At 56.0% G+C, this 18,427-nt stretch carries 20 protein-coding genes and 3 tRNA genes; 7 read left to right on the forward strand and 16 right to left on the reverse strand.

Annotation, left to right across the window (positions count from 1 at the left end; translation table 11 throughout):
* Positions 1-36 precede the first annotated feature (36 nt).
* From OHJ17_RS11095 to OHJ17_RS11105, 3 genes are all read right to left on the reverse strand, one after another.
* Entirely contained in the window at positions 37-1,740 is a 1,704-nt protein-coding gene (locus tag OHJ17_RS11095; protein ID WP_250950008.1) for an ABC transporter substrate-binding protein, read from the reverse strand.
* A gap of 344 nt (positions 1,741-2,084) precedes the next feature.
* The gene (locus OHJ17_RS11100; protein ID WP_032433153.1) at positions 2,085-2,768 is read right to left on the reverse strand and encodes a CatA-like O-acetyltransferase, family 1; all 684 of its coding nucleotides are present in this window, start codon (positions 2,766-2,768) and stop codon (positions 2,085-2,087) included.
* 31 nt (positions 2,769-2,799) lie between these two features.
* A complete protein-coding gene (locus tag OHJ17_RS11105) occupies positions 2,800-3,183 on the reverse strand; it encodes a VOC family protein (RefSeq protein WP_023278937.1) in 384 nt (127 codons plus the stop codon).
* A gap of 91 nt (positions 3,184-3,274) precedes the next feature.
* Between OHJ17_RS11105 and OHJ17_RS11110 the strand changes: the two genes are divergently transcribed.
* Positions 3,275-4,045, forward strand: a complete 771-nt coding sequence (locus tag OHJ17_RS11110; RefSeq protein ID WP_004184291.1) for a DeoR/GlpR family DNA-binding transcription regulator — start codon at positions 3,275-3,277, stop codon at positions 4,043-4,045.
* 4 nt (positions 4,046-4,049) lie between these two features.
* Here the strand turns inward: OHJ17_RS11110 and OHJ17_RS11115 are convergent, their stop codons facing one another.
* Positions 4,050-4,679 (reverse strand): LysE family translocator, encoded by a 630-nt coding sequence (locus OHJ17_RS11115; protein WP_002907812.1) that lies wholly within the window; start codon positions 4,677-4,679, stop codon positions 4,050-4,052.
* Between the two features lie 249 nt (positions 4,680-4,928).
* Here OHJ17_RS11115 and OHJ17_RS11120 point away from each other — a divergent pair, with 249 nt between their 5' ends.
* Positions 4,929-5,564, forward strand: coding sequence for a carbonic anhydrase (locus OHJ17_RS11120; protein ID WP_002907811.1), 636 nt, complete (start codon positions 4,929-4,931; stop codon positions 5,562-5,564).
* A 312-nt stretch (positions 5,565-5,876) separates the two neighbouring features.
* Here the strand turns inward: OHJ17_RS11120 and OHJ17_RS11125 are convergent, their stop codons facing one another.
* The 3 genes from OHJ17_RS11125 to OHJ17_RS11135 form a co-directional block, all read right to left on the reverse strand.
* Entirely contained in the window at positions 5,877-6,086 is a 210-nt protein-coding gene (locus OHJ17_RS11125) for a YdgH/BhsA/McbA-like domain containing protein (protein ID WP_002907807.1), read from the reverse strand.
* A gap of 84 nt (positions 6,087-6,170) precedes the next feature.
* A complete protein-coding gene (locus OHJ17_RS11130) occupies positions 6,171-6,887 on the reverse strand; it encodes a hypothetical protein (protein WP_019705748.1) in 717 nt (238 codons plus the stop codon).
* A 45-nt stretch (positions 6,888-6,932) separates the two neighbouring features.
* Complete coding sequence (locus OHJ17_RS11135) at positions 6,933-7,367, reverse strand: winged helix-turn-helix domain-containing protein (RefSeq protein ID WP_004143863.1); 435 nt, start codon at positions 7,365-7,367, stop codon at positions 6,933-6,935.
* Positions 7,368-7,768: 401 nt separating this feature from the next.
* Between OHJ17_RS11135 and OHJ17_RS11140 the strand changes: the two genes are divergently transcribed.
* A complete protein-coding gene (locus tag OHJ17_RS11140) occupies positions 7,769-7,918 on the forward strand; it encodes a hypothetical protein (protein WP_002907802.1) in 150 nt (49 codons plus the stop codon).
* A gap of 87 nt (positions 7,919-8,005) precedes the next feature.
* On the opposite strand, the gene OHJ17_RS11145 is transcribed toward OHJ17_RS11140, so the two are convergent.
* Both OHJ17_RS11145 and OHJ17_RS11150 read right to left on the reverse strand, forming a co-directional pair.
* Positions 8,006-8,842 (reverse strand): MBL fold metallo-hydrolase, encoded by an 837-nt coding sequence (locus OHJ17_RS11145; protein ID WP_004180178.1) that lies wholly within the window; start codon positions 8,840-8,842, stop codon positions 8,006-8,008.
* A gap of 7 nt (positions 8,843-8,849) precedes the next feature.
* Positions 8,850-9,365 carry a DUF4286 family protein gene (locus OHJ17_RS11150; protein ID WP_014907478.1) on the reverse strand — a complete coding sequence of 172 codons (516 nt, stop codon included), beginning with the start codon at positions 9,363-9,365 and terminating at the stop codon, positions 8,850-8,852.
* Positions 9,366-9,520: 155 nt separating this feature from the next.
* On the opposite strand from OHJ17_RS11150, the gene OHJ17_RS11155 reads away from it, so the two are divergent.
* Positions 9,521-10,405 carry a LysR substrate-binding domain-containing protein gene (locus tag OHJ17_RS11155; RefSeq protein ID WP_002907799.1) on the forward strand — a complete coding sequence of 295 codons (885 nt, stop codon included), beginning with the start codon at positions 9,521-9,523 and terminating at the stop codon, positions 10,403-10,405.
* A 524-nt stretch (positions 10,406-10,929) separates the two neighbouring features.
* The gene (locus OHJ17_RS11160) at positions 10,930-11,391 is read left to right on the forward strand and encodes a hypothetical protein (RefSeq protein WP_032433152.1); all 462 of its coding nucleotides are present in this window, start codon (positions 10,930-10,932) and stop codon (positions 11,389-11,391) included.
* 410 nt (positions 11,392-11,801) lie between these two features.
* Here OHJ17_RS11160 and OHJ17_RS11165 read toward each other — a convergent pair.
* The 3 genes from OHJ17_RS11165 to OHJ17_RS11175 all read right to left on the reverse strand — a co-directional run bounded on the left by OHJ17_RS11165 (position 11,802) and on the right by OHJ17_RS11175 (position 12,040).
* A tRNA-Val gene (locus OHJ17_RS11165) sits at positions 11,802-11,878 on the reverse strand.
* 4 nt (positions 11,879-11,882) lie between these two features.
* Positions 11,883-11,959 (reverse strand) — tRNA-Val (locus tag OHJ17_RS11170).
* A 4-nt stretch (positions 11,960-11,963) separates the two neighbouring features.
* Positions 11,964-12,040 (reverse strand) — tRNA-Val (locus OHJ17_RS11175).
* A gap of 254 nt (positions 12,041-12,294) precedes the next feature.
* Here OHJ17_RS11175 and OHJ17_RS11180 point away from each other — a divergent pair.
* A complete protein-coding gene (locus OHJ17_RS11180) occupies positions 12,295-12,873 on the forward strand; it encodes an LOG family protein (protein WP_004200138.1) in 579 nt (192 codons plus the stop codon).
* A gap of 140 nt (positions 12,874-13,013) precedes the next feature.
* Here OHJ17_RS11180 and asr read toward each other — a convergent pair whose 3' ends face one another.
* Together asr and mdtK are read right to left on the reverse strand one after the other, a co-directional pair.
* Positions 13,014-13,307: an acid resistance repetitive basic protein Asr gene (asr, locus tag OHJ17_RS11185; protein WP_032420419.1), complete on the reverse strand. Its 294-nt coding sequence runs from the start codon at positions 13,305-13,307 to the stop codon at positions 13,014-13,016.
* Between the two features lie 175 nt (positions 13,308-13,482).
* A complete protein-coding gene (gene mdtK / locus OHJ17_RS11190) occupies positions 13,483-14,856 on the reverse strand; it encodes an MdtK family multidrug efflux MATE transporter (protein WP_114505168.1) in 1,374 nt (457 codons plus the stop codon).
* A gap of 229 nt (positions 14,857-15,085) precedes the next feature.
* Here mdtK and OHJ17_RS11195 point away from each other — a divergent pair, with 229 nt between their 5' ends.
* Complete coding sequence (locus tag OHJ17_RS11195; protein ID WP_002907792.1) at positions 15,086-15,721, forward strand: riboflavin synthase; 636 nt, start codon at positions 15,086-15,088, stop codon at positions 15,719-15,721.
* Positions 15,722-15,757: 36 nt separating this feature from the next.
* Here the strand turns inward: OHJ17_RS11195 and cfa are convergent, their stop codons facing one another.
* Positions 15,758-16,906, reverse strand: coding sequence for a cyclopropane fatty acyl phospholipid synthase (cfa, locus tag OHJ17_RS11200; RefSeq protein WP_002907788.1), 1,149 nt, complete (start codon positions 16,904-16,906; stop codon positions 15,758-15,760).
* 292 nt (positions 16,907-17,198) lie between these two features.
* Entirely contained in the window at positions 17,199-18,380 is a 1,182-nt protein-coding gene (gene punC, locus OHJ17_RS11205; RefSeq protein ID WP_002907785.1) for a purine nucleoside transporter PunC, read from the reverse strand.
* Positions 18,381-18,427 lie beyond the last annotated feature (47 nt).

An 18,427-nucleotide genomic window follows, 5' to 3' on the forward strand; every position in this document is an offset into this window, starting at 1 on the left:
TCACATCAGCCGCCGGTTAACCCGGCGGCCAGGGATTTATTTGACGATTTTTACATCCGGCAGGCTGCCGGTCAGGCCGTTGTAGATATCCGGCTTAAAGCCGCTGACGCGGGCGCTGCTGGCGGAAAGGATCTCGCGATAGCCGAGCAGGATCACCGGCGGATCGTCGGCCAGCACTTTATACAGCTGGTGGTAGATCGGCTTGCGCTGTTCGATGTCGAGCACCGCGTTGCCGGCGTTAATCAGCTTATCGACTTCCGCGTTATGGTAGCCGGACTCTTTAGCTTCGCTGCTGTAGAAATCCCATACCCCGTCGTGCGGGTCGTTGAGGGTGCTGGTGCTGAACGAGGCCAAATCGTAATTTCCGGCTTTGCGCTGCGCCATCAGGGCGTTGAAATCCACCACCTGCGGCTTCAGCAGCACGCCAATCTGCCGCCAGTTCTCCTTGGCGATGGGGATCAGCGCATCGTTGAGCACCTTCTTGCTCACCAGCAGGGTCAGCTCCAGGCGCTGGCCGTCTTTGGCGCGGATACCGTCGGCTCCTGGTTTCCAGCCGGCCTCATCCAGCAGCTTTTTGGCCTGGGCCGGATCGTAAGGGTAAGGGTCGACGCCTTCAGCGTTAAAGGCCCAGGAGATCGGCGCGATCGGTTCGATGGCGACTTTGCCGTATCCCTGATAGACCACGTCGATCAGCTTCTGCCTATCCAGGCCGTAAATCAGCGCCTGGCGCACCCGCTTATCCTGTAGCGCCGGGCGATGCACGTTGAATTCCACCTGGCTGTAGTCGCTGGAGCCGTAAAGATTAATATTGGCGAAGCCGAGCATCTTCAGTTGCTCAATATCGTCGGGGCGCGAGGTAAAGGCGTCGTAGTCGGTCTCCCCGGTCTGGAACAGCTGGAAGTTGGTGGACGGATTGGTCACGCGATAGATAAAGCGCGGCGTTGGCGGCGTCCCACGGTAAAAATGGCTATTGGCATGGAAGCGTATTTCCTGACCGGGAATATATTTGTCGTACACGTAAGGGCCGTTGCCCAGCGGCTTGCCGTGCAGTGAGCGCAGATAGTCGAGATTCCCCCGCTGATACCCTTTGCCGTACCAGGCTTTCGACAGTACAGGCCCGCCAATTTTGGCCAGCGTGGTGGCGCCTGGCTGCGTGGTGGTCACCTGCAGGGTGAGCGGGTCGATGACCTTCAGGCCGCTGACGCTGTCAGCCTTGCCGGCTTTGTAGTCCGCCCCGCCGGCGATATTGGCCAGGGTGATGTCGGTATCGCCATCATAGCTGGGGTCGAGCAGGACCGTCAGGGTAAAGGCGACATCTTCCGCCGTCAGCGGTGAGCCGTCGCTAAAGGTGAGACCAGGGCGCAATTTGATGGTATAGACTTTGTTATCCGGGCTGACCGTCCAGCTCTCCGCCAGTCCCGGGACCAGCTTGCCCTGGCTGTCCCAGTCGATCAGGCGTGAAAAAATGACGTTAGTCACGTTCTCATCCCAGCCGTTGACGAAAAAGTAGGGGTTAAAGATCCCCTGCGGCTCGGAGATCCCGGTCACCACCGTGTCTGTGCGCAGTTTGGCGCTGGCCGGGATCTGGCTGGCGTCAGTGGCCGGGGTGATGCCTTCTTTCAGGATCACTTCCGCATGGGCAACAGAAGAAAATGCTACCACGCCGCCGAGCAGGGCCACTTTTAGCGCCAGGGCGAAGCGGGTTTGTCTGGTTTTTAATCCTTGTTGTAATCTGGACAAAAGTGCTACCTCATCAAATGATTGCGTGGTTATTTACAATTCATGACGAAAGATAAGAGGCGCACTTCGCCCTGTCTAACACTGAAACGCTATGATTTATAACTAATTATCCTTAGCAAAGGATCGGCAATATAATCCCATTTTATGGCTATGAAGCAGTGGTTTCCGCTGTCTGATGATGGTTGGTCAGCATGCTGTCTGCGACCCAGCTTTTCAATCGCGAGGTTCTGAACAGGCGTCACACCTGCGCGGTATTCGCCGGCTGAAAGGGAACGATGATAGTGGCCCCGTACCGACCGCCGTGCAGGGAGTAAGGTTCCCTGGCGGTCAGTTCCGGGCAGACGTTAACGCTCCCTCGCCGCTGGGGGAAGCAGGGAGGGTGCGGTTTCGGTTAGCGGCAACCAGAGCCGCTCGGGGTCATTAAATCCCTCTTCGACAAGGGCATAAAAGCGGCTGGCGTGGAGACCATCGACGAAGGCATGGTTAAACCGCCCGGCCACCGGGATAACGCCATTCTGCAATTTTCCCCAGGTGAGCGCGGGGACCGCCGCGCCGACGGCATATTCCGCATGGGTCATCGAGGTGAAGTGGAGCCATGGCAGACAGCTGGCGCAGATAAAATGCTCGCCATCGACGATGAGCGGCGCCGGGGATGTCTCTCTTGCCGCGACAATCTTCGGCGTGGCCGCGGCGCTGAAGGCGGTGAACTCGGGAGCATTGTCGCACCACACCTGACGGAATCCCTCTCCGACGGTCATCACCGGCGTCATTACTGCCAGACTGTCATATTCAATCACCTCATCGTTCCGCACTCGCTGGCGTAGCTGCGGTACCCCGTTGGCCGCGCGCAGCAGGGCATAGAGCGCGAGCTGAAAAAACGAGACCCGACGGTCCTTCGCACATTCGTACAGGCGCTGCGCCGCTATCGGCACGCAGAGATTAAAGCTGGGGTTGGCGAATTGGCGGTAAAAAGTGAAATGGTCCCGGCGGGGCCAGGATGCGGTGTCGATAATCCGGTAATGTGCCATGGCTGCCTCCTGAATACTGGCGTTCTGCTGACTATGCGACGATTTCGATCAGGTTGCCATCGGGATCGGCGATCACCGCCTCATAATAGCCGTCGCCGGTGGTGCGCGGCGGCGAAATCAGTATTCCGGCGGCCCCGGCGCGTTGGGCGATGGCATCGACCTGTTCCGCCCCGCCCACCGAGAGGGCCAGATGCGCCCAGCCGGTATGGTTATTATCCGCGCTGGCCTGCTGCAGGCCAGGCTTGCTCATCAACTCTATCACCACCTCGTCGTCGATAGTAACAAAATAGGAGGCAAAGCCGGGGTTGGTCTGGCTAAGGTATTTTTCATTGATGCTGGCGGCAAAGAAGTCCACCCAGAAGCGGGCCTGGACGTCGAGCTGTTGGGTCCACAGGGCGAAATGGGCAATTTTCATGGTAAACCTCCGGGCAGGAACGTTGACAACCAGAGCAGGGCAGACGATCATGCTTGCTACTGCTCGGTTTTGATCATTTAAGGATTGTGTTATGCTCGATTATGCTGCTTTCCCTCAACAGCGACAAGCGCTGATTTGCCAGATCCTGCAGGAAAACGGCAGAGTGGTGTGCGCGGAGCTGGCGGCGCGTCTTCAGGTGTCGGAGCATACCATCCGCCGCGATCTGCATGAGCTCAGCCGCGAGGGATTCTGTAAAAAGGTGTATGGCGGGGCGGTGCTGAGTCTGCCGGAAGCGGGGGATTACAGTGAGCGGAAAGATAAAAACCGCGCGATAAAGCTCAGGATCGCGCAACAGTGTGCCCGGCTGGTGAAGCCCGGCGGCACTATTTTCATTGATACCGGGACCACCAATCTGGCGATGGCCGAGGCGCTGCCCACCGAGCTGGCGCTGACGGTGGTAACGAACTCGCCGGAGATCGCCGCGGTACTGGTGAAAAAACCGCTGTATGACGTGGTGATGCTTGGCGGCCAGGTACAGCGCGCGAGCGGCGGTTGCGTCGGCGCCGCGGCGGTGGCTCAGGTGCAGGGCATGTTATTCGACCAGGGGTTTATCGGCGGCTGCGCGATGGCGCCAGAGTCGGGCCTGACCGGCTTTGACTATGCCGACTGCGAGTTCAAGAAAGCGGTCATTAAACAGTGCAGCGAAATTATTGTTGGTCTGACTTCGGATAAAATTCCGGCCGCAGCGCGGTTTGTGGTGGCCGCCAGCAGCGATATCGATGTGCTGGTGGTGGAAGAGAATATCAGTCGCGAATATCGCGTTGCCTTTCAGCAGCACGATATTCGCATCTATACCGTGTAACCCGCTAGCGGGTGAGGGAGGTGGCGATAAGCCGCAGGCCCAGCGCCCCCAGCACCGTCGCGGTGGCGATGTCGATCCGCCGCTTCAGCCGCAGGTAGACGCGCCGCGGGCGGTCAGCAGACAGCACCAGCGCCACCAGCGAATACCAGCTGACGTCGATCAGAAAGCTCATCAGCGGCACGATGTAATAGAAGGCGGTGGGGATCTGCGCCGGCAGCAGGGCGGTAAAAATTGAGGCGAACACCAGCGCAGTTTTGGGATTGCTGAGCTGAGTATACAGCCCGTCGCGGAAGGTCTTCAGCAAAGAGCGGTTGCCGGCCATCCCGCTGGCGGAAAAGTCCATCGGCTGCGCCGACCCGCGAAAAATTTTATAGCCCAGCCACAGCAGATAGAGCCCGCCCGCCACCTTCAAACCAATAAACAGCTCCGGCACCGCGGTGAGCACCTTCTGCAGGCCCAGCATCGCCATAATGGAGAAAATGGCCGCACCGGCGCCAGTACCGAGGGCGGTCACCATACCGTGCAGACGCGAGCGAGCGACGGCATTGCGCGCGACAAAAATAAAGCTTGGGCCGGGACTGATCACGCCCATGATCAGCACCGCGGCAATGGCCATCAGGCTGGATAGGAACATAGCGACTCCTGTTATGTCCGCCGCAGGCAGGCGGTCGGTAACGTGTGGACGGTTGGAGCAGACAGAGTAGCAAAATGGTTCAGGAAAGCACGTCAAAAAGGTGTGTATTAGACGGGGAGAAGCAGGCGTTGGCGGCGCGCGTTTTCTGCGCAACTGTTTGAATAACGATTCCCATTCTTGTCATCGATGGTAAACTGAATAACTGTGATCTTTGTCATACCGTAATAACTACAGAGAAGAGACACTGCTATGCAACATATCATTGAGGGCTTCCTCAACTTCCAGAAAGAGATCTTCCCCCAGCGTAAAGAACTCTTCCGCAGCCTGGCCTCCAGCCAGAATCCCAAAGCGCTTTTCATCTCCTGTTCTGACAGCCGTCTGGTGCCGGAACTGGTTACCCAGCAGGAGCCGGGACAGCTCTTTGTCATTCGTAATGCCGGGAATATCGTGCCGTCTTTCGGGCCGGAGCCGGGCGGCGTTTCCGCGACCATCGAATATGCAGTGGTTGCGCTGGGCGTGACGGATATCGTGATCTGCGGCCATTCCAACTGCGGCGCGATGAAAGCGATCGCCACCTGTCAGTGCCTTGAGCCGATGCCGGCGGTGTCTCACTGGCTACGCTATGCCGATGCCGCGAAAGCGGTGGTGGAAAAGAAAACCTGGGCTAGCGAAACCGATAAGGTCAATGGCATGGTGCAGGAAAACGTCATCGCCCAACTGAATAACATCAAGACCCATCCTTCGGTGGCGGTTGGTCTGCGCGACCATACCCTGCGCCTGCATGGCTGGTTCTACGACATCGAAACCGGCGATATTCAGGCGCTGGATAAAAACACGAAATCCTTTGTTTCGCTGTCGGAAAATCCGGACGTCTTTTTCGAATAAAGTCTTTCCAGGGCACGGAGGCCCTGCAAACCCTCACCACGCCACGCAAATTTTGCCAAAATGGGCGCCGCTTTGCAGACAGCGGAAGGCCTCCGACTGATTCGCGGCGACAGACCTCTCCGCTTTACGCCGACAAGCCGCAGATAATCCAGCCAATCGGGTATTTATTGCTATCAGGCTCTTTTTGTGCTGAGAGTCAGTATTGTCCGGGATCCGGCGAATGCCGCATGGACCTGCCGGGAAAGGTCAGGAAGGGGGAAAAACTAAAGCGCCGTCCAGGCGGCGCTTTAGGAAACGTTTAGGGGCAAGGGTTTATTTGCTCAGTTCAGCCGTCATATGAACACGGTTGTTAAACTGGGCGCTGGTAATTTTATAGGATGCACCCTGTTCTGCGGCCTGGGCGGCAATTTTAGCTTCCGCGCGGTCCAGCGTGGAGGCAGTGGCGCTGACGCTCTGAGCAAAGCTGGCAGCAGAGAACAGAGATAGCGCAGCAACAGCAACGAAAGTTTTGATGAATTTCATGGTCGTATTCCTTAATTTGGTGTCTGATAAAGGGCCTGTTGCCCTGATGTGATAAAGAATACGCTTGATTGCTGGAGCCTAAAATCAAAACAATTTGCGAAACTCTTTCAAATAATATGAATGATTTTCCGCCAGCCGCGAGGCTGCGCGCGGCGGCAGGGTTGCATTAGCTGCTGTGGTCAGGCATCGGAGGTCGGCAGACAGGCGACTAAAAGAGAGCCTGTCGGTCATGAAATGATGAAAATGGCTATGACTGACCAGGCGGAAATTCACTTTAATCCTTTCCAGGCCGTTATAGACCCGCTTGCGATTAATCCCCAGCGTAGCGGCCATTTGATGAACCGACTGACCCTTCATGGTGGCATCAATCATCCGCATCTCCAGGCGGTTGAGCGGGGCTCGTTGACGGAAAGAAACGCTCTGACGTTGGTGACGCGGCACGAGTGGCCAGCGGCGCTCGGCCAGGCAGCGCAGAAGGCGGCTCACTTCACGTACCGCTTCGCGCTGGCTGACCCACAGTAGGGTATCCGCGAAAAAGGCGCGTCCGCGCCTTACGTTGCCGGCTGACGTAAAGCCAATGACCAGGCCCTGAAAGTGCTGAGCGATTTCAGCGGCAGCCAGGTAATCATGATAGTTTTCCAGTGACAAAATAATCACATCCAGCCCGGACAGTTCTGGAAGATGGCTGAGGGGCAGGGAGTGAATAACCTTTAATTCGGGCGCTGTTTTCTGAATATCCCGAAAACACTGGGCGATACCGATATTAAAATAAATATTATTGCTGTGAATTAAAATATTCAACGAATAAACCCTGTTGCTGGCGATGTAAACGGCGCGGGGAGGGGATTAGCTGCGTACCAGAAGCTTATTCATATCAGCAGGCGAAGTGTTTATATAATTCATCATCCCCGGCGGTTTGTATGAATAAATTTCGGCTACGTAAACGTTATTAATATAATACCCCGCGCACTTAACGCGGATGATTAACGCGCTCTCCACGCCAGCCTGGTGTAAGCGAGACTTTAAGCTCTGAATAACCTGCCATAGGCGCTGCGCGGAAGGGCGGAGATTATTTTTTTCCCAAACGTTAATCATTAACTCTTCATCGCTGACCAGACGTTCTCTGCCGTGCGCCAGCAGGTACTCCAGTAAACAGGCCATGGTGCTGCGTAGCTGGACTTGCGTCCGTGTCCCGCGCAGCGTGATAATTTCCCGATGATGCAGGCAGTAGAAAATATTATCCGCTAACTTATAGCCAAGTAGTTTATAGCCTTTAGTCATCCACCACTCCCTGACAAATCCTCTTCTTGCCGGTGCAGAGTACCTGCCCGCTGCTGACTGACCAAGTGAATTTTATCAGTTAGAATAATCAAAACAAATAACCACACAGCCATACATAACTAGAATAAAAATCTGATAATATCGCTTGATTCTGTTGTATTATGCGGTATAGGAAAAGTCTTAATCAGGCGACTGGCGAAGGTAAGCGCTTGAAAATATAGGTGGCATCGAAAAATAAATGCACTTAAATTGATTTGGATCAATTTAAGCTATTTCAGAGGGCGATGACCATTTACATTCTAAAACAAAGATTGAAATAACTTCCGTTACGCGGTGATACGCTAATTCTGAACTTGTGGAACTACCCAGGGAATGGTTCATTACTTTTCAGGAGCGTTTTTATGGTCATTGCAACTCGTAAGCCTCTGTGCAACAAACGCTGGTCGGCCAGCCCGGCCTCCCAGGATCTTCAGTTGACTCAGCTACGTCACCCGTGGGTCGCCACCAAAGCTAGCTGCAAAAGTAAAAAAGGCTGGAAGAGCCGCGGTTAACGGCTCGTCCACTTTCCCGGACAAAACGCCCCGGTCGTGCTCATGCCGCGACCGGGGTTTTACTGTGGTCATTGTTCTGCTCAACGATCACACCGAGCGCAGACAATAGCCTGAGGCGGTGTTCTCCACTCTGGCGAATCCCGGCAGGCCAAGATGCATACCGGCAATCAACCACCGTTCGCTGGCGGCCTGGCGCAGCAGGATCTCCCTGGTACGCCGGGCCTGTTCAGGATCGACGTCGAAGGCGACCGAGGCTTCTGGCCGCGCAGACTGAATGGACGGGAAATGGACGATATCCCCCCAGATCAGCAGCGAGGTATCGCCCGCTTCGAGACGATACCCGGTATGCCCGGGCGTATGGCCGGGCAGAGGGCACGGGCGGATCCCGGCGATCACCTCCTCATCATCAACCCCGCTGATTTGCGCCGCGCAGTTCGCCAGTACACGGCGAACAAGCAGCACGTTGCGCCGACCGCGATCGCTGGCGTTGTCGAACGTGGATGTTGCCAGCCAGTAAGCGCTTTCCCGCGTAGGCAGGAACACCGTGGCGTTGGGATACGCTGGCGTACCAGCGGCGGACAGCAGGCCGCCGATATGGTCCGGATGGGCGTGGGTGAGAAGGATGGCGTCGATCTCCTCAGGACCAACGCCGAGCCGCGCCAGATTGGCGATAAGTTCGCCGCCAACGCCATTGGCTCCGCCGGTGCCGGTATCCACCAGCACCGTATTCCCGCGACCGCGGATCAGATAGGCGCCAATCGCAATGGTCTCCGGCGAGGCTAATCCTGAATGCCGCTGCAGATGCTCCGCCTCCTCCCGCGAGATACCCGAGAGTAAGGACAGCGGCGCTGACATCAGACCATCACTCACGGCAGTCACCGTCAGGTCGCCAGCGGTCAACGTATAAAAGGGAGCAGGTGACATGGCGACCTCACGCGCGCTGCGCCGGGTTGCGTAACCGGGCGGTGATGGGCTGATAGATAAAGACGGCGGCAGTCGTGGCCAGGTGATGCAGGTTGTCCCGTGGGAGGATGGCGGCATACCGGGTTTGTTCGGTCGCCAGGCCGCCTGGCTGCAGGTGTATCGGCGCAGCGACGGGCAAGTCCTCCGCGGTATCGCCCAGCAGCAGCACTTCATCCGGGGCAACCTCCCGCAGCGTATTATTCGTTAGATAGAGGTGGCGATGCCAGTCGGCGATCGCCGATTGCCAGCGGGCAAAATGGCCGCCGCCGTTGCGGCGGTAGGCGTCGCTGTCGATGACGGTAGCATCGTGGATATCGTGCAGCGCCAGGTAGCAGGGGCAGCCCTCGCTGAGAGCGCGGAAGCGCTGGGAGGCGTAGAAACCGGGCACAGAGACCAGCGCCGGTAGTTTTTCCTGATTGTAAAAGGTATTCCACGCCGCTTCGCTTTGGGGATCGGTGTAGGCGCATTCGACGACATAGAGCATAGTGACCTCGATGAACAGATGATGTGCGCACAAGGCGCTTTAGTGAGTTTTCATCATCCTATCGGCTAAAAATGGCGCTGAAAAACGATGTTAATTCAAGGCGTAGTGATATTCTGTCACTGACTTTCGGTGAGCCTGCACAAGGAGCATTGGCTATGCGTCGTAAAATCCCCAGCAGCGCTGCGCTACTGGCTTTTGAGGCCGCGGCTCGTCACGGCAACTTTGCCCGCGCGGCGGCTGAGCTCGCGTTAACGGAAGGGGCCATCAGCCGGCAGATTGCCCGTCTGGAAGCGCTCCTCGACAGTAAACTCTTTGACAGGACGGGGAGCCGGGTGCGGCTCAATCCGGCAGGCGCCCGCTATGCTCGTCAGGTCCGCGAGATCCTCGCTCGCCTGGAACGGGACACCCATGACGTCAGCGGGATGCCCGTCGATGGCCGCAGCCTGGAGATCGCCGTGCTCCCCACCTTCGCCAGCCGCTGGTTAATTCCCCGGCTCGGGCGCTTTGCGGCGCAGCATCCGCATATCGTGGTCAATATCGCCGCCCGCAGCGATCCCTTCATTCTGCCGGGAAGCGGATTTGATGCCGCCATCCATTTTGAACACCCGGCGTGGACCGGAATGGAGGTGACGTTTTTATTTGCGGAGTATTTGCTGCCGGTCTGCCATGCTGCGCTGCTGACGGATGACGATCTTCCGGGGCTGCTTAACCGGCTAACGCGCATTCACCGGCGGCAAAACCCGGACGCCTGGCTGCACTATGCCCGCGAGTGCGGTCTGGCGCTGGATAACCCCGCCCAGGGGCCGCGCTACGATCTGCATGAGATGGCGATCGCCGCGGTACTAAGTCAGCAGGGAGTGGCCCTGGTGCCGAAGATGTATGTGGAAAGCGAGCTGAGCGCCGGAACGCTGGTTGCCCCGTGGCCGGGCTCCCCGACGCTGGCTAAGCGCTTCTGCTTGATCAAACCCGGCGGCGGGGAGGGGGAGCCAGCGCTGCAGATGTTTGAGCGCTGGCTGCAGACGGAGATTGCGGCAGGTTAAGTCAGAGCTGGCCGGGAGACATTTAGCGCCGCCCATGGTTTCCTCCCTGTTATACCGCGCGCTCGCTTTTTTACACCAGGGAATAGTTATCAGTATGGAATATTGTTGTTGCGAAGCCACCGCTTCTGCCCTGCGTCCAGACAGCTTCCTTCTCTCGCATGACAAAATATTATCAGTTTATTTGTTTTATTCTGTTTATCGTCTTTGTCAGTATTACGCAGTCACTCCCGAGCTGAACCGAGATGCCACTGAATTAAAACTGGACTTACTCCGGCAGGATGTGGATACGAACGGGATTTCCTTGGACATTTATTGCTGAGCGACTGTTATTCCGGGCGTTAAATAAAAGATCACCGTTCTGCCTTACCCAGTGCGCTTTGGGTTCCTGTAGGGAGACAGCGACGGGCGGTAGCGTTCGCGAAAGCAGGCGGGTGCGATAGCGCGGCCAGTGGGTGGGGTGGCGAAGGGTAACGAATGGAGGACGTAATGATGAATTTTAACGCCAGAAAAGATGGAGTGAAGCGATGAGGAACAGGCTGATAAACGATGCAACCAGTTTGGTAAAGCAACCGCCGGGGCAGTCACGCTACCGGATGGTTGTTCTCCGGAGGGCGCAATATCGACAGCCTGCTGAATCAGCAACTGTTAACCCATATGGCGGCAGGACCGAAGCCGCAGCACCTGACGCGGAGCGGGATGAGGAAGAGGGGAACGCCTCAAGAGGAGTGTCCGCTTTTTTTGCAGGAAGTCTTGCCGGATTATTATTATCCGTTGGAGCTGAAACATCCAGAGCAATATACACGTCCCGATATCTGAAGCGCAGAAATCCGGTACTGCATGATAAACTGCAAAATCTGGGAGATCTGGATCTTCTGTATTTTCTTGTTGAGGATATTGTAAAACCTTTCGAAACAGCGTGTATGGTCAGTGATAAGAATCCAGCAGAATTTAACAAAATATGTGAATATTTCTTTGGTGGACTATGAATATAAAACGAACATTACTCATCCTGCTTTCCCGTGTTATCAGAGGGGCTGGGATGGGATTAGGTGCTTCAGGTATCGCGCTGGCTGGCTGGTTCTTTTTTTTCTCAGTAAATGAATATAAATTTCTCTGGGGTTTACTTTCAGTTGTGGGATTCCTGGTGGGGTATCTGATATATCGATTTGCATATGCATATATTTATGATGAATGGAATTATTATCATTAAGAAATTAAACGGCGTGGTCTGTTGATCGATTTTTGATGCTCATTAAAAGGGTTGGCTTCCTTAGCACTCATGTGGACTAGTATGGACTATGCAAGGAAAACGCTTTGCCAATACACAACATTTTAAGTCAGCAATACCAACGGGGAGCAGGTGATAAAATTCAGGAATTACAGAAGGAAAAATGATTGGTGCGTCTGAATGGACTCGAACCATCGACCCCCACCATGTCAAGGTGGTGCTCTAACCAACTGAGCTACAGACGCATTATGGTGCGTTTAATTGGACTCGAACCAACGACCCCCACCATGTCAAGGTGGTGCTCTAACCAACTGAGCTATAAACGCATTATGGTGCGTTCGATTGGACTCGAACCAACGACCCCCACCATGTCAAGGTGGTGCTCTAACCAACTGAGCTACGAACGCAATGTTGTGGTGACAACGGGGACGCATATTAGCGGCAGGGAGGGGATGTGGCAAGAGGTAAACGTCACTTTTCTTGCACATTGCATGCGATTGCGGAACTTTTACTCATTCCGGATATATTTTACTGAACCACAAGGATATTTCTTCGCCAGCGAGCATCACGGCTCTCATTTTTCAGGCAGTCCAAACCTGCGCGGAAGGGTTGCCGATGTGTTAAATTATCGGCCACCAGAAGAGAAGGAGTCATAACGAAGATGAAATCGATTGGTATTTTTTGCGGTTCTTCAGCTGGCGAACATCCGCTGTACCTCGAAACCGCCCGTCTGGTTGGACGTACGCTGGCGCAGCAGGGGTTGGCGCTTGTCTATGGCGGCGGCAAAGTTGGTCTGATGGGGGCGGTCGCCGATGCGGCGCTGGAGGCCGGTGGCGTGGTGATCGGCGTGATGCCGCGCGGCCTGGTGGAGCGGGAAATTGCCCACCGCGGCTTGACGGAGCTGCATGTGGTCGAGGATATGCACGAGCGGAAAACCAAAATGGCGGCGCTGGCGGATGGCTTTATTGCCCTGCCGGGCGGGGCGGGGACGCTCGAGGAGATTTTCGAACAATGGACCTGGGCGCAGCTGGGGATCCATGAGAAACCGTGCGCGTTCCTGAATATTAAGGGTTATTACGATCCGCTTCAGGCGATGGTCGATAACATGGTACAGGAAGGGTTTATGCACCCGCGCTACGCGGAAATGCTGCCGTTCGCTACCTCGGCAGACGAGATTATCGCCGGTTTTCGCGACTATACGCCGCCGGCCCGTAAATGGGTTCAGCAGCCAGCTATTTAAACATCAAGCGCAGGGTAAACAGCGCGCAGACGATGAGCAGTAACAGCAGCAATTCGAAGCGATAGCGTTGCAGCATGATGTCCTCCTGAAAAAAAACCGGCGCTGTTCAGCGCCGGTTTATCACCTTAACGCCCTGACCATTATGCCGCCGGTTTAACCGCCGGTTTAGCTGCGTGGTGTGCCGCTTTATGATGTTTCTTTGCAGCCTGGGCTTTTTGCTCAGCAGCCGGTTTTGCAGCGGCTTTGTGGTGTTTCTTCGCCGCCTGCGCTTTCTGCTCGGCTGCCGGTTTCGCGGCCGCTTTGTGATGTTTCTTATGGTGAACGGTAGTATGGCTGGCTGCTGCACTCGGGGTGGTGCTTGCCGCATCGGCAGCGAAAGCAACTGATGACAGACCCATAGCAGCGGCAACGACCAGAGCTAATACTTTTTTCATTCTGAAATCCTCGACTTGGTTTCTTGAGTAACCCCACTGCGGGGCTGTTGGCAACACTATAAGCGCCTGCCGGGAGGCTATCAGTGAGTCTTTGGTGTCAGGGAGTAACGGAATGTACAACGCGCCGTTATAGCGAAGAACGAAAAAGCCCGCCGGAGCGGCGGGCTTAGACAAGTTAGCGCGCAGCGCGCTCTAAGATGATGCTGGAAGGCTGGCGCTGCAGAAAACGCATCCGCAGCATCATCATGATGGCGGCGGAGGTCAGACCGATGATAAATCCGCACCAGAAACCGGCAGGTCCCATGCGGGGCACAATCATATCGGTCAGCGCCAGCAGATAGCCGCTCGGCAAACCCAGCACCCAGTACGCGGTAAAGGTAATGAAAAAGATAGACCGCGTATCTTTATAGCCGCGCAGAATGCCGCTGCCGATCACCTGAATAGAGTCGGAGATCTGATAGATAGCTGCCAGCAGCATCAGGTGCGAGGCCAGCGTCACCACTTCGGGATTATCGTTATACAGCAGCGCAATCTGCTTACGCATCAGGACGGTAAAGATAGCGGTAAATACTGCCAGGCAGATCCCCACGCCCACGCCGGTGCGGGCCGAAACCTGGGCATCGATCGTTGAGCCCTGGCCAAGGCGGAAGCCGACGCGAATGGTGACCGCCGCCGCCAGCGACAGCGGCAGAACGAACATCAGCGAGCTGAAATTAAGCGCGATCTGGTGACCAGCGACGTCAATGATCCCGAGCGGGGAGACCAGCAGCGCGACGACGGCAAACAGAGTGACTTCAAAGAACAGCGCCAGAGCAATGGGCAGCCCCAGCTGCACCAGCCGTAACAGGACGGCAAAATCAGGGCCGCTGAAGCGCTCGGCGCAGCGGATATCGCGCATCGTACGCGCCCGGCGCACCCACCACAGCATGCTGGCGAACATCACCCAGTAAACGGAGGCCGTCGCCACACCGCAGCCGACGCCGCCCAGCTCGGGCATGCCGAAATGACCATAGATAAAAATATAGTTCACCGGAATGTTGACCAGTAATCCAATAAAGCCCATGACCATCCCGGGCTTGGTTTTTGCCAGCCCTTCACACTGGTTACGGGCGACCTGGAAGAACAGATAGCCCGGAGCGCCCCACAGCAGCGCGCGCAGGTAGCCAACCGCCTTCTCTGCCAACAGCGGATCGATGTTATGCATGGAGCTGATGATGTATCCGGCGTTCCACAGCACGACCATGATCAGCACCGAGACAAAGCCGGCCAGCCAGAAGCCCTGACGCACCTGCGGCGCGATACGCTCTCGCCGCCCGGATCCGTTAAGCTGCGCCACCACCGGGGTCAGCGCCAGCAGAAGGCCGTGGCCGAAGAGGATCGCCGGCAGCCAGATGGAGGTCCCGATGGCCACGGCGGCCATATCCGTGGCGCTGTAGCCACCTGCCATCACGGTATCGACAAAACCCATCGCCGTCTGCGCTACCTGCGCAAGGATGACGGGTATAGCCAGAGCTAATAACTGACGCGCTTCAACGAAATACTTCTGCACGTGAACACCTTCGAATTGTTGTTATTTTGAGACTAAAAAAGCCGCCGTAACTGGCAGCAAGGGGATAAAAATGAGGAATTTCCAGTCTATTGTAGCGAGGATTGGCTATTAAGCCAGTGAAAAAAGAGTCGAGGCACGAAGCGCGCTGGCAACCGCTTTGCCCTCCTGTTATTGTTCCCGATAGCGAAAGCGGTAATGATACCGTCATGATTTTCAACAGGAGCCAAACATGTTTACTGGTATTGTTCAGGGAACCGCGAAAGTGGTCTCCATTGATGATAAACCCAATTTTCGCACTCACGTGGTTGAGTTACCGGCACATATGCTGGAGGGGCTGGAAACCGGCGCCTCGGTAGCCAACAACGGCTGCTGCCTGACGGTGACCGAAATCAACGGCGCGCGCATCAGCTTCGATCTGATGAAAGAGACGCTGCGGATTACCAATCTTGGCGATATTCAGGTCGGCGATGAAGTGAACGTCGAGCGAGCGGCGAAATTTAGTGATGAAATCGGCGGGCATTTAATGTCCGGCCACATTATGACCACCGCGGAAATCGTGAAGATTCTGACTTCCGAAAATAACCGTCAGATCTGGTTTAAAGTGCAGGATCCAACGCTGATGAAATACATCCTCTATAAAGGATTCATCGGTATTGACGGCATTAGTCTGACGGTGGGTGAGGTGACGGCGACCCGTTTCTGCGTGCATCTTATTCCGGAGACGCTGCAGCGGACCACCCTGGGAGCGAAAAAACTGGGCGATCGCGTCAATATTGAGATTGATCCGCAGACCCAGGCGGTTGTCGATACGGTCGAACGCGTGCTGGCCGCGAAAGAGATGGCGGCTAAGGTCAATGAAGCCTGAAAAAAAATCCCCCGCCGATAAGCGGGGGAGTGTTATTTAACGGGCGACGCGCAGTCCATGTTCAATACCGCGCGAGAACACCACCTGCCAGAGCTGAATGTCGCGGGCGCGGAAGGCGCCGGCGCAGGCGTTCAGATAATAGGTAAACATGCGTTTGAAACGCTCAGAATAGTTATCGGCAATTTCCGGCCAGCTGGCGAGGAAACGCTCATACCAGGCCATCAGGGTCGTGTCATAATCGGCGCCGAAGTTGTGCCAGTCTTCCATCACAAAATGCTTTTCGCTGGCTTCGGCAATGTGACGCACGGAAGGCAGGCAGCCGTTCGGGAAGATATATTTATCGATCCACGGGTCAACGTTATGGTCGGTGACCTTGGAACCAATGGTATGCAGTAAAAAGCGGCCGTTGGGTTTCAAATTACGGTCGGCAACCTCAAAGTAGGTAGCGTAATTTTTCGGCCCCACGTGCTCAAACATGCCAACGGAGACGATGCGGTCAAAGCTGTCGTGCAGATCGCGATAATCCTGGAGACGAATCTCTACATCGAGATCGGCGCAGCGCGCCTGGGCCATTTTTTGTTGCTCGGCGGAGATGGTTACACCCACGACGCTGACCTGATAATTTCGCGCCATATATTCGGCGAGACCGCCCCATCCACAGCCAATATCCAGTACCCGCATGCCTGGCTCCAGCTCCAGTTTGCGGCAGATGAGATCCAGCTTAGCCTGCTGGGCGGCCTCGAGGCTCTGCGCCTCTTTCCAGTAACCGCAGGAATACTGCATATAGGGATCAAGCATCCGGCTGAAGAGATCGTTGCCGAGGTCGTAGTGCTCTTTACCGACAATCCAGGCACGTTTTTTACTTTGTAGATTAAACAGACGAGCGCCTGCGATGCGGAGTGTGTCTTTGAAATGGTGTGGGAGCTGCTTTTCCAACCCGGCGCGTAACACCTTGTGGAAGAATATATCCAGACGCTCGCATTCCCACCAGCCGTCCATATAGCTTTCGCCTAAACCCAGCGAACCTTCCTGCAAAACCCGTTTAAAAAAGAGAGGATTTTTAACCCGCAGGTCGGACGGCGCGGAGCCATTGATTTCAATTCCCGCACGGCCTAATAATTCAGCTGCAATCCGGTACCAGTCATCATTTGGTACACTTACTTCTTCTATACACGATGAACTCATAGCTTCTCCATCACGCCCAAGTGATCAGAACCTTAAAACAGCGTAGACGCTTTTTTGGCTTTGTGAGAAATCTCACGGATAATCCGTGAAGTCGCTATCCGACGTAAACAGAGGAAGGGAGATAACCCTTGCCGAAAGGCCTTCCATGGTGAAACGGAGGCATCCTGCATCCGTTAATCTGTAACTATTTTCTATTTATGTGAACCCGGATCCAGTATAGGACGCTAAGTACTGGCTTTCAATAAAAATTTCTTAGCATGCTAACGACTGGTCCGGGCCCTGGCGACGGGCATTACGCGTGGGAAGAGTGGGGTGTCAGCTCCGGCGTCTGCTGCAGGCGATAGCCTATTCCGGCTAAGCCAATCGAAACCAGCATTACGCTGGTGGTGGTCAGCAGCGGCGTGGCGATCAGCGCGGATACCAGCAGACTGGTCAGGAAGCACAGGCCAAGCTGCAGGGTATTTTGCAGCGCCGCCGCGCGGCCGGTCGCCTGCGGAAAAGGCTTCAGCGCCTGAGCAACCACGATGGGGTAGATCCCGCCGTTGACCACCGCCATCATGCAGAACGGGATCATTAACGCCACCAGCGAGGCATGGGTTTGCAGGCCCACCAGCCAGGTGGCGGCTACGCTGACGGCAAAAATCACCAGCAGCCACGGCAGCATCTGTTGACCGGACCATTTCTGCAGCAGCGCGCGACAGCCATAGCCTCCCACCAGAAAGGCGATGGTCTGCGGAATATAGCTCAGGCCGATAGCGGTTGGGCCATAGCCCATTTCATGCAGGATAAAAGGTGAACCGGTAAGCCAGGCGAAGAAGCTGGCGGAACAGGCGGCGTAGATTAGGACGTTGCCGCTGTATTCCCGGGAGCGCAGCAGCGCGAGAAAGGTGATCTTTTGCTGCGTCACTACTACTGACTTCGCGGCTGCCTTCAGGCGCAGGGCAGGCAGCATCAGCAGCAGAGTGATGGCGAACAGGGTGGCGAAGATGGCTTGCCACTCGAAGTGCACCAGCAGCCAGCTGCCCAGCAGCGGGGCCAGCGCCGGCGACAGTCCTACCAGCGGCATAATGGTGGCGAAGATGCGGTTCGTGCGCTGGGCAGGATAGTAATCGGCGACCATCGCCTGCCAGGTAACGGCCGCGGCACAGACGCCAATCGCCTGCAGAAAGCGCAGCGCCAGCATCAGGGTGGCGTTGTGCACCCAAAGCATCCCCAGACAGCCGGCCGCGAAAATCGCCAGGCCGCTCAGCAGCACCGGTTTACGTCCATAGCGGTCCGACAGCGGTCCCCAGAACAGCTGGCCCAGCGCGAAGCCGGCGAGGAACAGGCTCAGACTGGCGCTGATGGAGGCGGCGGAGGTGTTGAGATCCTGCTGCATGGCGGCAAACGCCGGCAGGTACATATCGGTGGCCAGAAAGCCCAGCACGCTCAGGCCGGCCAGCCAGACTAAAAATCCTTTCCCGGGTTGTGACATAACGTTCTCATAGTTGGTGTACAGGTACGATGCCGCAGAGTGTAGGG

Source organism: Klebsiella sp. KP20-425-1 (genome assembly GCF_025813515.1).
Lineage (GTDB): Bacteria > Pseudomonadota > Gammaproteobacteria > Enterobacterales > Enterobacteriaceae > Klebsiella > Klebsiella pneumoniae.

What these genes read in the sequence shown, in the direction of transcription:
- OHJ17_RS11115 (WP_002907812.1), bottom strand. Translation starts at nt 4,679, where the DNA reads ATGTTCCTATCCAGCCTGATGGCCATTGCCGCGGTGCTGATCATGGGC.
- OHJ17_RS11135 (WP_004143863.1), bottom strand. Translation starts at nt 7,367, where the DNA reads ATGACTAAAGGCTATAAACTACTTGGCTATAAGTTAGCGGATAATATT.
- OHJ17_RS11160 (WP_032433152.1), top strand. Translation starts at nt 10,930, where the DNA reads ATGAGGAACAGGCTGATAAACGATGCAACCAGTTTGGTAAAGCAACCG.
- OHJ17_RS11155 (WP_002907799.1), top strand. Translation starts at nt 9,521, where the DNA reads ATGCGTCGTAAAATCCCCAGCAGCGCTGCGCTACTGGCTTTTGAGGCC.
- OHJ17_RS11110 (WP_004184291.1), top strand. Translation starts at nt 3,275, where the DNA reads ATGCTCGATTATGCTGCTTTCCCTCAACAGCGACAAGCGCTGATTTGC.
- OHJ17_RS11195 (WP_002907792.1), top strand. Translation starts at nt 15,086, where the DNA reads ATGTTTACTGGTATTGTTCAGGGAACCGCGAAAGTGGTCTCCATTGAT.
- OHJ17_RS11150 (WP_014907478.1), bottom strand. Translation starts at nt 9,365, where the DNA reads ATGCTCTATGTCGTCGAATGCGCCTACACCGATCCCCAAAGCGAAGCG.
- asr (WP_032420419.1), bottom strand. Translation starts at nt 13,307, where the DNA reads ATGAAAAAAGTATTAGCTCTGGTCGTTGCCGCTGCTATGGGTCTGTCA.
- OHJ17_RS11180 (WP_004200138.1), top strand. Translation starts at nt 12,295, where the DNA reads ATGAAATCGATTGGTATTTTTTGCGGTTCTTCAGCTGGCGAACATCCG.
- punC (WP_002907785.1), bottom strand. Translation starts at nt 18,380, where the DNA reads ATGTCACAACCCGGGAAAGGATTTTTAGTCTGGCTGGCCGGCCTGAGC.
- OHJ17_RS11100 (WP_032433153.1), bottom strand. Translation starts at nt 2,768, where the DNA reads ATGGCACATTACCGGATTATCGACACCGCATCCTGGCCCCGCCGGGAC.
- cfa (WP_002907788.1), bottom strand. Translation starts at nt 16,906, where the DNA reads ATGAGTTCATCGTGTATAGAAGAAGTAAGTGTACCAAATGATGACTGG.
- OHJ17_RS11105 (WP_023278937.1), bottom strand. Translation starts at nt 3,183, where the DNA reads ATGAAAATTGCCCATTTCGCCCTGTGGACCCAACAGCTCGACGTCCAG.
- OHJ17_RS11120 (WP_002907811.1), top strand. Translation starts at nt 4,929, where the DNA reads ATGCAACATATCATTGAGGGCTTCCTCAACTTCCAGAAAGAGATCTTC.
- OHJ17_RS11145 (WP_004180178.1), bottom strand. Translation starts at nt 8,842, where the DNA reads ATGTCACCTGCTCCCTTTTATACGTTGACCGCTGGCGACCTGACGGTG.
- OHJ17_RS11125 (WP_002907807.1), bottom strand. Translation starts at nt 6,086, where the DNA reads ATGAAATTCATCAAAACTTTCGTTGCTGTTGCTGCGCTATCTCTGTTC.
- OHJ17_RS11140 (WP_002907802.1), top strand. Translation starts at nt 7,769, where the DNA reads ATGGTCATTGCAACTCGTAAGCCTCTGTGCAACAAACGCTGGTCGGCC.